The following is a 13,330-nucleotide window of genomic DNA, read 5'->3' as shown; positions in this document are numbered from 1 at the left end:
AAAAATAGTAATCATATTTAATATTTTACAAATAAAAATAAATGTGCGTTACTATGGTAATTTTCTTTAAAAATAAAATAATGAGAATATGTGGGTGAATATATGCTTATGACAACAATGTAAAGATATGCTGTTTGTTTAGTAACTTATACCTTTAAGATTTAGATGCATGGTGATCTTTACTATTAAAAAAATACGGTGGTGAAATTAACTTTATCACTTACCTATACAAAGTATTGGATATCTGGGGGAGGATGTCATGAATAAATTTGAGAAGACACTACTTACAGTGTTTTTTATCGAGATATTTGTTGGTGGTGGCGGAAGGCTTATAGATTTTGGTGTTTTATCAATTCGTCAGGTATTATTTATACTTTTATTGCTATCGTTTATTTTACGAATATTAAAGAATAGGGATTTTTTAAACAGAGAAATTAATACATTTCTTCGATTTAACGCAATAACAATAGGTATTTATATACTGTTAGGCTGGTTTGGAGTAAGTGCGATAATCGGCATTATGAATGGGCATGCTCTATCTGACATCATTACCGATCTCTTTAGAGTCACTTATTTTATTTTATATTTTCCGTTGGCTTATTACATTTCTGAGAAAAGATTCTCATTAGAGAAAATCATCACAATCTTGAAGTATAGTGCTCTTGTTGTGGCTATCTTTACTATTACAGTTAGCTTCTTAGGGAAAACTGTATTTAGTAACAACTTTGTGCCTTTTTATAATTTTATGAACCTGATTATGAATGACGACTTATTCTTCAGACCTAGTAATAGTGTTTTTTACAAGAGTCACTTCTTCGTATTGATAGGTCTCATCATTTCACTTAATTCAGTATTAAACAAGAGCTATCTGAAAGTTGATATAGCTAATATCATACTTTGTTCCATTTCGGCTCTTTGGTCAGAAACAAGAGGATTTCTCATTGCGTTTGTAGTTAGTATCTTAATAATCATCTTGACTGATATTAAAATCATTACCGACCCGATTAAAGGTATGGTTGAGAAGACAAAGACCCTAGTACATTCAAGACAATTTATAAAAAAGTTTCTAATTTTAGTAGTGGTCATTATTTCAGTGCCAGTTTTATACGAGAATATGACATTGGATAGATTCGAACAAGAAACCACTACTGACAGCAGTTATAATGATACTAAGCATTCTAACCGCTCTTCAAAACATAAGACAGAGGTTAATGATGTTAGTGTAAATGCACGCATGGAATTTATAGTCGATTCTAAGCGCATCCTTTTTGATCAACCCTCAAACTTATTCATAGGTACTGGTTATGGTACTGAAATAGGTGGGAGAGTGACTGGAATTGAAATGAGCTTCTTGGATATCTTGGTTGAACAAGGGTTGGTAGGACTCGGCATATGGTTGTTTTTATGTTTACTTGTTTTTTATAATTTTTACTACGTGCACAAGCGAGGCTCGAAGTTAACCAACATAGAAATATCTATACTTGCTGCATTTATGGGAATTTTATTATTGACTAATATTAATCCATTTATTAATAATCCAATAGGTATTAGCTTTTTCTTAATCTTGTTAATCATATCTCAGCAGAGAAAAGAACAAACTAAATCCAAAGGGAGATAAAGAGAACTCATTATGAAACTTACTGCTGTTTTGGTTCTATACCAAATGAAAATTGAAGATTGTGTAACCTTTCAAACGTTAAAGAAACACCTAGTAGATAATTCATTAGGATTAGGTGAAGTTGAGGTGATTATTTATGATAACAGCCCAGTAGAACAAAAGGTTGTGACTCCACTTAACAATAGTGGTTTTGTTGTCTCATATGTTCATGACTCTAAAAATCTAGGCATAGCAACTGCTTATAATTATGCATTAGAATGCGCAAGAAAAAACAACAGTGAATGGCTATTGCTTTTAGATCATGATACAGAACTCACCGCAGACTATATTCATAAAATAAAAAGACTAGATGTTGAACAAAGTGTTGTGGCCGTTGTTCCGAAAATTAATTGTAATCATGTGATGATTTCACCGGTATATAGTCATTCCTTACGGCCCTTAGCCGAGGAACGACCCAATGTAGGCATACAAACACGTCCGGTAATGGCTATTAATTCCGGTGCACTTATTCGTGTTTCTTTTCTAAATGGGATTAATGGGTTTAACGAAGAATTTCCGTTAGATTATTTAGATCATTGGCTATTTAATGAGATCTATTTAAGAGGGCAGTTTGTACTAGTGGTTGATGTTTCGTTAGAGCATGAATTATCGGTTATGGATTATAATCAAGTATCTTTAAAACGGTATCAGAGTATTCTTAACTCAGAATTTCATTATTATAAGAATTACAAGAAAGATTTATATAAAGCCTTTAAGCAACAATTACAGAAACGTTTACTTAAACAAGTTGTATTGGTGAAAAATAAGAAGATAGCCTTATATACTTTACGTCGACTCTTTTCGGCCTAGAGTGGATAGAACCATTAAGAAAATGTTAACAATTGGTTACAATAGTTTATATACGGTGTTAATACGACAGAAAAGAATCTATAATGTGGATAGCAACAATTAATGAGTTGCTATCTATGCTTACATATCATGGGGTGACCGTTTAGAATACTATATTATAGCAAGGAGCTTGATGTACGAATGAAGGGAATTATACTAGCTGGGGGAAGCGGAACTCGGCTTTATCCGCTTACAAAAGTAGTTTCAAAGCAATTATTGCCGGTCTATGACAAACCAATGATTTATTATCCACTTTCCGTATTAATGCTTGCTGGAATCAAAGAGATCTTAATTATATCCACACCACAAGACATTGGTCGTTTTGAACAAATCTTTGGTAATGGATCTGACTTGGGAATACACCTTACATACGAAGCACAGCCATATCCAGGTGGACTAGCACAGGCTTTCATCATTGGGGAAGAATTTATTGGAAAAGATTCCGTTGCTTTAGTATTGGGAGACAACATTTTCTATGGTCATGGTTTAACGAATTTGTTGAGAAATGCAGCTGCACGTAAAGAAGGGGCCACCGTATTTGGTTATTATGTTAATGACCCTGAGCGTTTTGGAGTAGTAGAATTTGATGAAGAAGGTAAGGCAGTCTCCATTGAAGAGAAGCCGGATGTTCCTAAATCGAATTATGCCGTAACAGGTCTCTATTTTTATGATAACAGTGTTGTTGAAATTGCAAAGAATATCGAACCTTCTCATAGAGGAGAACTTGAAATTACAGATGTAAATCAGAAATATTTAGACATGGGTGTATTGAACGTTGAATTGCTAGGTCGTGGATTTGCGTGGCTTGATACGGGTACACATGAATCATTACTTGAAGCATCTCAATTTATTGAGACAATCGAAAAACGTCAAACCTTAAAAATTGCATGTTTAGAAGAAATTTCCTTTAATATGGGCTATATTACAAAAGAGAAGCTATTGGAGCTTGCAGAACCTCTTAAAAAGAATCAATATGGGCAATATTTAATCAAGATTGCTAACCAGGCAAAATAAATACTACTGAGGTGGAAACGTTGAACATTATTAAAACTAAAGTTGAAGATGTTGTGATACTTGAGCCTAAAGTATTTGGTGACCATAGAGGTTACTTTATGGAGAGCTATAACAAAGACGTATTTGAAAAATTAGGCTTAAACCTAGATTTTATCCAGGATAATCAGTCTCTTTCGGTTCCAGTTGGCACATTGAGAGGATTGCATTTTCAATTAAATCCAAAGGCACAAACTAAATTAGTGCGTTGTATTACGGGTGCAATCTATGATGTAGCCGTTGACATTCGAAAGGGTTCACCAACATATGGAGCTTGGATTGGTGTCATCTTAAGTGAACACAACAAACGGCAGTTATTAGTCCCACAAGGATTTGCACACGGATTCTGCACACTAGTACCAGATACAACAGTTGCCTATAAAGTGGATGAGTATTATTCACCAGAACATGATGCAGGTATTATTTGGAATGACCCAACCCTAGGAATTGATTGGCCGACAGCAAACCCGATCCTTTCTGACAAAGACGCAAAACTTCCGGTTTTAGCAGAAATTAATCATAACTTTGTATACGACAAGTAGGAGGAACAACCATGAAATTACTCGTAACAGGTGGAGCAGGATTTATAGGAAGTAACTTTGTTCGCTATATGGTTACTAAATATCCACAGTATCAGATTGTTAACTTAGACTATTTAACATATGCAGGAAACTTAGAGAATTTAAAAGACATTGAAAATGCGTCCAACTACACTTTTATAAAGGGTGACATTGCAGATCGAGATTTTGTAAATGAACTCTTTCAAAAAGAGAAGTTTGATTATGTTTTAAATTTTGCTGCCGAGTCGCATGTTGATAGAAGCATTACAAACCCAGATATTTTTGTGAAGACAAATATACAAGGAACTTTGGCCCTTTTAGATGCAGCTAAAGAAATTGGAGTGAAAAAGTACCTACAAGTATCGACAGATGAGGTATATGGAACGCTTGGTGAAACAGGCTACTTTTCAGAGGAAACGCCATTAGCCGCAAATAGTCCTTATAGTGCAAGCAAAGCAGGCTCAGACTTACTTGTTCGTGCTTATCATGAGACATTCGGTTTACCTGTAAATATTACTCGTTGTTCAAATAACTATGGCCCGTTTCATTTCCCTGAAAAGCTAATCCCACTTATTATCATTAATGCACTACAAGACAAAGAACTTCCTGTATATGGTGATGGGCTAAATGTACGTGATTGGTTACACGTTGAAGATCATTGCCAAGCTATCGATCTAGTCCTTCATAAAGGGAAGGATGGAGAAGTTTACAATGTGGGTGGAAACAATGAACGAACGAACATTGAGATTGTTAAAACCATCTTAAAACAATTAGACAAACCTGAATCGCTTATCAAGTATGTGACAGACCGCCTCGGGCATGACCGTCGTTACGCTATTGATGCTACTAAGCTACGGACAGAGCTTGGATGGGAACCGAAGTATAACTTTGATACAGGAATTGAACAAACCATTAATTGGTATCTTGAAAATCAGGATTGGTGGAAAAACATCATATCTGGAGATTATCAAGAATATTTTAAATCTCAATATGGTGACAAAGTAGAGGTAGAATAATGAAGGTTGTTGTAACCGGCGCGAACGGTCAATTGGGACAAGATGTCGTTAAAGTCTTAACAGAACAGAAGCATGTGGTTATTGCTGCAGATAGAAGTCAATTGGATATTACAAGCAAAGAAGCTGTCTATGCATTTATGGAACAAGTGAAACCAGATGCCATTATACATTGTGCGGCCTATACAAATGTCGATAAAGCTGAGGAAGATCAAGAAGCAGCTCATCTTGTGAATGCCTTAGGTACAAAATATTTAGCACAGGCAGCAAATCAAGTAGGTTCAAAAATGGTGTATGTAAGCACAGATTATGTGTTTAATGGGGAAGCAAGCGTTCCATACGAGGTTGACCATCCTACAAGTCCACTTGGTGTCTATGGTGAAACAAAACTAGCTGGGGAAGAGTTCTTACAGGAACATTTAGAACGTTTCTTCATTGTTCGAACCGCTTGGGTGTACGGTGTGTACGGCAACAATTTCGTCAAAACTATGCTTCGCTTAGGCAAAGAACGTGGTGAAGTTGGAGTAGTACATGACCAAGTTGGCTCTCCAACTTACACAGTTGATTTGGCTAGATTTTTAGTTGAATTAATGGAGTCGGAGAAGTACGGGACGTATCATGCATCAAACGAAGGTGTTTGTTCATGGTATGAATTTGCAGTGGAAATCTTTAAGCAAGCTCGTCTTGACGTGAAGGTAAATCCGTTAACAACCGAACAATTCCCAAGACCGGCTGCTAGACCAAAGTATTCAGTTCTTAGTAAGGATAGAATAAATAAAGAAGGTTTTACACCTCTTCGTAATTGGCAGGATGCATTGGCTGTCTACCTAGATGAAGAAAATTTTTAAAAGCAAAAGATGAGAACTGATAGTGACTATCAGTTCTTTTTCCATAGATGTGTATGATAATAGGTAGAATGATTACATGAGTAGAACCTCATTCCTAAGCAATCAAAAGTAGAAAGGCACGATCATGCAAAAATCCCTCGTTAAAAATGTTTTATATAAAGTCTTATTGAATATGTTTAATTTAGTGCTTCCTATACTAGTAGGTCCCTATGTAAACAGGATGTTAGGTGCAGACTCCATTGGAAAAGTACAATTCGTAGAGTCTATTTATGCTTATTTCTTTATTTTTGCCTGTTTTGGTGTCTATCAATATGGTTTACGTGAAATGAGCAGAATAAGAGATAACAAGGACAAAGTTAATCAGCTATTCACCAGTTTGTTTATCATAAGCTTAGTTACTAGCATAACGACATTATTTATCTTCTTGTCGATTAGCTTCTTAGGATACGGTGATAACGTTATTTTCCCTATATTATTAATTTTCTCCTTTAACTTCATCATCAATATTTTCTATGTTGAATGGGTTAATGAGGCAATGGAAAATTATGACTTTATTACATTTAAGACAATTATTGTGAGAAGTATTTATGTAATCTTGATCTTTATTTTTGTTAATAGTGCAGAGGATTATAGTGAATATGCCATCTTGTTAATTGTCGCTACATTTTTAAACAATATTATCAGTTTCTTCTATATTAAGAGAACGGTAAAATTTAATTTTAAAAACTTACGTATTGTGCGCCATTTAAGACCACTTTTTATTGTGGTTATCTTTTCAAATGCTAACGTGCTGTATACTTTGCTAGATAGGTTTATGTTAGGGGAATATTATAGTGCAAAATATGTTTCCTATTATGTTATTCCTCAACAAATTGTTGGAATAATAGGTGCTTTACTCTTAAGTATTGTTCAGGTTACCATCCCGAGACTATCTTATTTGTTACATGCAAATGATGATGAATCTTATGTTGCCCTTCTTAATAAAACCTCGAAAATCTATTTTGCATTCTTGTTCCCTGCTTCAATAGGGATGTATGTTCTTTCTGATTTTGCGATCTATATTTATGGAGGAAATGATTTTATTGATGCCATTCCAGTGTTAAATGTATTCTCATTCTATATGATTTTGCTAGGGATTGATTCAATACTAGCGAATCAAATCATTTATGTAAAAAAGAGAGAAAATATATTAGTAAGGCTGATGTTCTTATGTGGATTTATTAATCTGATTTTTAATATCATCTTGCTCCAACTAGATATTCTTACACCGACAAATGCAATTCTTACAACGACACTCGCTCATTTAATACTCATATTAACAGAGTATGCTTATATAAGAATTGGTTTAAAAGTTAACTTTAAGTTATTTGAACTAAGCAAAATGAAATATTTAATCTATGCCATTTTGTTCATTCCCTTATCAGTAATTGTGCGTGAGTTCATTTCAAATCCGATACTAGTAGTTATTCTTATTATTAGTAGTTGTTCCATTCTTTATGGATTCATTTTATTTTTAACTAAAGATGAAGTACTTGTTATGACTATAGATAAAATTAAGAGAAAATTAGGTAAATAGCCCCCCGAATAAAGAGTGGTTTTCACTAAAAGCCTTACTTCACTAGTCTCCCAATAATGAATGATGTTTGAACTTCTTCAGTTCATTTTGTATAATAGGGAGTAAACTTAGGTGTACGAGAAAAATTATATAAAGATAAATACTTTAGCCCTTTAATATAGAAAGAAGGAATATAACATGTCAAATAATATACTAATTACGGGTGGAGCAGGATTTATTGGTAGTAATCTAGCTCTAAAACTACTCGATAAAGGATATACAGTAACGGTTCTAGATAATTTATCTCCACAAATTCACGGAGAAGATGGTACTAAATCGGAGTTATTCTTGAAAATTAGAGATAAAGTGAATTTTATTAATGGGGACGTTATCAATAATGAAGACTGGAGACAAGCGTTAAAAGGTATAGATGTAGTTGTTCACTTAGCAGCCGAAACAGGCACTGGTCAATCTATGTATGAAATTAATAAATATATCGATGTGAATGTAAAAGGAACCTCAAATTTATTACATATTTTAACGAATGAAGAGCATCAAGTGAAGAAAATTGTTATCGCAGCCTCTAGAGCAATCTATGGAGAAGGAATGTACCACTGTTCTGAACACGGTACAGTCTACCCGGTCGCAAGAACAGAAGCAGATATGAGTAAAGCAGATTTTGAAGTGAAATGCCCAATCTGTAATTGTAATGTGGAGTTAATGGCAACGACTGAAGAAACGAAAATTCACCCAACCTCTATTTATGGAATTACGAAACAAATGCAAGAAGATATGTGTATGGTAGTTGGTAAATCAATAAATATTCCTGTTGTTGGCTATCGCTATCAAAATGTATACGGTCCTGGTCAATCCTTAAAAAACCCTTATACAGGAATACTATCGATCTTCTCAACGATTATTAAAAATGGGAATAACATTAATATCTTTGAAGATGGTAAAGAGTCGAGAGACTTTGTCTATATTGACGATATCGTAGACGCAACGATTTTGGGAATTGAAAAAGAAGAAGCTAATTTTGAAAGCTTTAATGTGGGTACAGGAGTATGTACAAACGTATTAGAAGTGGCAACTTTATTAAAGAAAAAGTATCAATCGGATACAGAGATTGAAATCAGTGGAAACTATCGTTTAGGTGACATTAGACATAACTATGCAGATCTGACTAAAATTCATGATAAATTAGGCTTCAGCCCGAAAGTAAGCTTTGAAGAAGGAATTACTAAATTTGTTGATTGGGTTAATCAACAAGAAGTGGTTGAAGATAACTATCAAAAATCAATCGAAGAAATGAAGAAAAAAGGGTTATATAAGTAATGGAATCGACTTTGAAAAATAAAAAGATTTTATTTTTATGCCCATTATTTTTTAATTATCATATAAAAATATTGAAATCAATGGAATCATTGGGGGCAGAAGTAGATTATTTCGACGAGCGCCCTTCTAATTCGGTTGTTTCAAAGGCATTATTAAGAATCAATCGAAACCTCGTTACCTTGCAAGTAAATAAGTATTATGAAGAAATAACTTTAAAAATTAAAGATAAGAATTATGACTATATCTTCATTTGCCAAGCTGAAGCAACACCAATATTATTTTTAAAAGCGATCAAAGAGATGAACCCCAATGCTAGAATGGCACTAATGCTTTGGGATTCTGTTGCAAATAAGGTGAATACTTTAGAAAAACTAGAATTTTTTGATGAAGTTTTTTCCTTTGATAAAAAGGACTGTGAACAATTTGGTTTAACCTTCCGGCCATTGTTTTTTGATAAAGAGTATGAACTGATTGCAACAGAAAAACTTACAACCGTTTACGATTTATTTTTTGTCGGTACGGTACACAGCGACAGGTATAAGATTTTAAAAGAAGTGAAAGATCAGTTTTCAGTAAAAAACTTATCTGTCTTCTATTTTATGTATATTCCTAGTAAGTTAATGTACTACCAAAGAAAACTTTTTTCTAGTGATTTAGATGATAGTAAAATAGCAGAATTCTCATTCACTGGTATGCCTAGTGAACAATTAACAGCAAAATTAAAACAATCAAGAGCAGTTGTCGATATACAACATCCAAAACAGACGGGTCTAACTATGAGAACGATTGAGATGCTCGGAGCGGATAAGAAAATGATCACTACAAATAAAGAAATTAAGAAATATGATTTTTATCATCCCAATAATATTTGTATAATAGATCGAAATCAAGTGAATGTACCTAAAGAATTTATGACGACATCTTACGTAAAAGTGAATGAAAAATTAAAAGCAAGATACTCTATTGACTACTTTGTAATAGATATACTTGGTTTAACTGGGGAAGAAGGATATCACTTTTTAGTGGAAAGATAGTGGAGGAATATAATGAATGTTTCTGTTGCAATGGCCACTTATAATGGAGAGAAATATATTAGACAGCAAGTGGATAGCATACTCTCTCAATTAGGTAGCGACGATGAATTAATCATATCAGATGACCACTCGACAGATCAGTCGATTTCTATTGTAGAAGAGTATATGAAAGTTGACAACCGAGTTAAGTTGTATATGAATGATGAAAAAGGGGTCACTTCTAATTTTGAAAATGCAATGATGCGCACCAAAAACGACATTATTTTCTTAAGTGATCAAGACGATGCTTGGAAACCTGAGAAGGTTGAGACGGTAATTTCTTATTACAAGAAACATCCAAACGTCCAAATGATTATGTCTGATATCACGGTCGTTGATAGTAATATGAACACGACTATTGAATCTTTTTATGAGTTTAGAGGAAGTCGTACAGGTGTTTTTAAGAATATAGTAAAGAATAGTTATATTGGATGTGCGATGTCTTTTAGAAGAGAACTTAAGGAGAAAATATTACCTATTCCGAGAAATGTACCTATGCATGATATGTGGATTGGATTGGTCGCCGATATGAATAAGACAGCCCTACTAATTCCGGAGAAACTTATCTATTACCGGAGACACGAATCGACTGTGACGACTGTTGAAAATACGTCTTCTTTGAAAGAGAAACTTGTTTGGAGGTTCCAAATTTCGAGTTTGCTCCTTCATTCTTTTCTGAAACATAGGTAAAAATAAAAAGACCTTCTTGCGAGGTCTTTTTATTTTTGGCTTAGATTGATTTTTGCAACAGTTGCAGTTGGAAGTCCTAAATGTGCTCGCAGATCATCAGAAAGGGCCTGACGTGTTTGATCCGTAACGAAAAAGTACCAACCGTCTTTCGGAATCGATTTTCCTTCTCCTTCTACTTTGAGCTTTTGGATACTTTTCACTGCATTTTTGTATTCAGCTTGAATGCCAATCATATCGTTAAAAGTTAAGTCGGTCAGAACGTTTTCCTGAAGTGCTTCTAATATTCCATGATAATTGGTTAACGAAGAGAATCCTGCACCCTTGGAAACTACTTTTGAGATAACCTCTTTTTGTCTTTCTTGACGACCAAAGTCACCAAGTGGATCTTCATTTCGCATTCTAGCGTATTGAAGAGCTTCTTCTCCATCTAAGTGTTGAGGACCTTCTAGAAGTGTAGTCCCGTCTAATTCAAATTCGTATTTATTGTTTACATCAATACCGCCAACTGCGTCTACTATATCCTTAAAGCCTTCCATATTGACCTCTACATAATAATCAACAGGGACGTTAAGAAAGTTTTCTACGGTATCAATTGTCATTTCAATACCACCGTAAGCATAAGCAGCATTGATTTTATTCGTTCTGTTTTTATTTGGGTCACTGTTACTAATTAAATTCGTCTTCATATCTCGTGGTATACTCAAGAGTTTAGTTGTGTTTGTATCAGGGTTTATAGTTGCCACAATCATGGAGTCTGTTCGGCCGCTATCCCCTTTTCTTTTGTCTACTCCAACCAAAAGGATGGATAGAGGGTCTTTTCGGTCAAATTCGACTTTATCCTCCCTTTTATCGGAATCTCGTTCTATGGGTTTATGCATTTTATCGACAGCATTTGCTATGTCTGAGTAAACATTATAAAAATATACACTAGCGCTGACAATCAATATAGAGAGGCTAAGAAATAAAATGCGAAAAAACCGTTGTTTTTTTTGCCTTTTTATCTCTGTTCTTTGATATCTATCGATTGCGTAACAATCCCTTCTTTATTGAGTTTATTAAACTATGATGAATAAAATTGTACATAACAAAAATTATAATCCCCAGTCTACATAATATCAACTATAAATAATATATGGAAAATAAAGTGATACAATTTTCGACAAGGTCGTGCTATAATTTTTTTGGTGTTGTAGAGGATTAAAAGTTTATCGAATGATACGAATTAATCTCTAAAGAACGCCTATCAAGTAACCATTTTCTTAAGGGAAAATGAGGCAACTATGAAACTATCTTAGCCTATAAATATAATTGGGGGAATGCTGATTGTTTCTAAAAGGGAATTATATAGAAGAATGTATTAATTCACGCAAAAATAATTTAGATATTATACGGTTTATCGCGGCTTCCTTGGTTCTGTTTTCGCATGCCTACCCTTTAACAACCGGTAATAACGGTTCAGAACCATTTGCGATTTTCACTAAGGGACAAATGACATTTGGGGAATTTGCGGTTAGTATATTCTTCGTAATCAGTGGGTTTCTTATTACCCAAAGTTTTGAAAGATCAAAGGACCCGATCTACTACATTAAAGCCAGAACCTTAAGAATATTTCCAGGGCTTGTATTTTGTGTGCTTCTATCTACATTTATAGTAGGTCCAATTCTTACGGACTTAAGCTTGATAGATTATTTCAAAAACCGTGAAACGTATGATTATTTAAAGACAATTACTTTGTACTGGGTTCAGTATGACCTACCAGGGGTTTTCGAATCAAATATTTGGCCAGGTGCAGTAAACGGTTCTTTGTGGACTTTATGGTATGAGTTTTTCTTTTATATCGTAGTTGTTGTTTTGGGTGTTACAAGACTGCTTGATAAAAGATTTGTTTTGTTGTGCTTTTTCCTAAGTACTGTCCTTTACTTTTTAGGCAAGGGTGGGCTTTATACAGACCTATTTCGATATTTTAGCGCTGGAATGGTTTTTTACCTTTTTAGAAGTCAGATTAAATTAAATGGTTGGTTGGCATTGGTATCATTTGTCACATTATTATTGACAGCCCAATTAGGTTACTTTGTCTACTCGTTTACAATTTTCGGAGCTTATCTTCTATTTTATTTAGCATTTGAAACAAGATTACGCATGCATAACTTCGGGAAATTTGGCGATTTCTCTTATGGAATCTACATTTATGCTTTCCCGGTTCAACAAGTGGTCGTATATCTTTTTAATGATCAGATAACTCCGTTGGGAAATTTCCTATTCTCTTTTCCAATTACTCTAATCTTTGCAATTTTGTCATGGTATGCCATCGAAAAGAGAGCACTCAAATATAAGAATTTCACCTTTAAAGGAAAAGGTCGAAAATTATCTGGAAATGTTAGTGCAGGTGCCTAATTGATCCTTTGAATCCGTTACAAATCTTGTTTAGATTCTTCCAGTTAAGAATTTTAGCTCCCTGCTCCCAATACCTTATGGGAGACAGGGAGCTAAAAATTGCCTGAAATTGAATTATATGGTTGGATAGATGAGATTTTCCTTTTAATGTTTAAACATTCAGTAAGGATTTAATCTGTAAACGTGACTAATGCGGTCACAATTTTTGAAGGCAATACGAATTTATATCATACTGAAACCTTTTCTCTAAGAAAAACGTCATTATAATATAACTCCGAATCGAGAGAAACAAATGAGAATTATTAA

At 34.1% G+C, this 13,330-nt stretch carries 12 protein-coding genes; 11 read left to right on the top strand and 1 reads right to left on the bottom strand.

Annotation, left to right across the window (positions count from 1 at the left end; translation table 11 throughout):
- Positions 1 to 259 precede the first annotated feature (259 nt).
- The 10 genes from ACOI1C_RS14435 to ACOI1C_RS14390 all read left to right on the top strand — a co-directional run bounded on the left by ACOI1C_RS14435 (position 260) and on the right by ACOI1C_RS14390 (position 10,630).
- Positions 260 to 1,618, top strand: a complete 1,359-nt coding sequence (locus ACOI1C_RS14435) for an O-antigen ligase family protein (RefSeq protein WP_422511205.1) — start codon at positions 260 to 262, stop codon at positions 1,616 to 1,618.
- Between the two features lie 12 nt (positions 1,619 to 1,630).
- Complete coding sequence (locus ACOI1C_RS14430; RefSeq protein WP_422511204.1) at positions 1,631 to 2,467, top strand: glycosyltransferase; 837 nt, start codon at positions 1,631 to 1,633, stop codon at positions 2,465 to 2,467.
- Between the two features lie 180 nt (positions 2,468 to 2,647).
- Positions 2,648 to 3,520 carry a glucose-1-phosphate thymidylyltransferase RfbA gene (gene rfbA / locus ACOI1C_RS14425; RefSeq protein ID WP_422511203.1) on the top strand — a complete coding sequence of 291 codons (873 nt, stop codon included), beginning with the start codon at positions 2,648 to 2,650 and terminating at the stop codon, positions 3,518 to 3,520.
- A 20-nt stretch (positions 3,521 to 3,540) separates the two neighbouring features.
- Positions 3,541 to 4,098 carry a dTDP-4-dehydrorhamnose 3,5-epimerase gene (rfbC, locus tag ACOI1C_RS14420; RefSeq protein ID WP_422511202.1) on the top strand — a complete coding sequence of 186 codons (558 nt, stop codon included), beginning with the start codon at positions 3,541 to 3,543 and terminating at the stop codon, positions 4,096 to 4,098.
- Between the two features lie 11 nt (positions 4,099 to 4,109).
- Positions 4,110 to 5,132, top strand: a complete 1,023-nt coding sequence (gene rfbB, locus ACOI1C_RS14415) for a dTDP-glucose 4,6-dehydratase (RefSeq protein ID WP_422511201.1) — start codon at positions 4,110 to 4,112, stop codon at positions 5,130 to 5,132.
- Positions 5,132 to 5,977, top strand: a complete 846-nt coding sequence (gene rfbD, locus ACOI1C_RS14410) for a dTDP-4-dehydrorhamnose reductase (RefSeq protein ID WP_422511200.1) — start codon at positions 5,132 to 5,134, stop codon at positions 5,975 to 5,977. The genes rfbB and rfbD overlap by 1 nt, the downstream gene beginning before the upstream one ends.
- A gap of 124 nt (positions 5,978 to 6,101) precedes the next feature.
- Positions 6,102 to 7,553, top strand: coding sequence for an oligosaccharide flippase family protein (locus tag ACOI1C_RS14405; protein WP_422511199.1), 1,452 nt, complete (start codon positions 6,102 to 6,104; stop codon positions 7,551 to 7,553).
- Positions 7,554 to 7,730: 177 nt separating this feature from the next.
- Positions 7,731 to 8,867, top strand: a complete 1,137-nt coding sequence (locus ACOI1C_RS14400) for an SDR family NAD(P)-dependent oxidoreductase (RefSeq protein WP_422511198.1) — start codon at positions 7,731 to 7,733, stop codon at positions 8,865 to 8,867.
- Positions 8,867 to 9,901: a lipopolysaccharide biosynthesis protein gene (locus ACOI1C_RS14395; RefSeq protein WP_422511197.1), complete on the top strand. Its 1,035-nt coding sequence runs from the start codon at positions 8,867 to 8,869 to the stop codon at positions 9,899 to 9,901. The genes ACOI1C_RS14400 and ACOI1C_RS14395 overlap by 1 nt, the downstream gene beginning before the upstream one ends.
- Before the next feature lie 12 nt (positions 9,902 to 9,913).
- The gene (locus ACOI1C_RS14390) at positions 9,914 to 10,630 is read left to right on the top strand and encodes a glycosyltransferase family 2 protein (protein ID WP_422511196.1); all 717 of its coding nucleotides are present in this window, start codon (positions 9,914 to 9,916) and stop codon (positions 10,628 to 10,630) included.
- Between the two features lie 29 nt (positions 10,631 to 10,659).
- On the opposite strand, the gene ACOI1C_RS14385 is transcribed toward ACOI1C_RS14390, so the two are convergent.
- Positions 10,660 to 11,508, bottom strand: a complete 849-nt coding sequence (locus tag ACOI1C_RS14385; protein ID WP_422511195.1) for an LCP family protein — start codon at positions 11,506 to 11,508, stop codon at positions 10,660 to 10,662.
- Positions 11,509 to 11,953: 445 nt separating this feature from the next.
- Here ACOI1C_RS14385 and ACOI1C_RS14380 point away from each other — a divergent pair, with 445 nt between their 5' ends.
- Positions 11,954 to 13,024 (top strand): acyltransferase family protein, encoded by a 1,071-nt coding sequence (locus ACOI1C_RS14380; protein WP_422511194.1) that lies wholly within the window; start codon positions 11,954 to 11,956, stop codon positions 13,022 to 13,024.
- The last annotated feature ends 306 nt before the right edge of the window (positions 13,025 to 13,330 follow it).

It is taken from the genome of Bacillus sp. DJP31 (genome assembly GCF_049310945.1).
GTDB lineage: Bacteria > Bacillota > Bacilli > Bacillales > SA4 > Bacillus_BS.
This window is presented reverse-complemented; position numbering and strand designations above follow the sequence as displayed.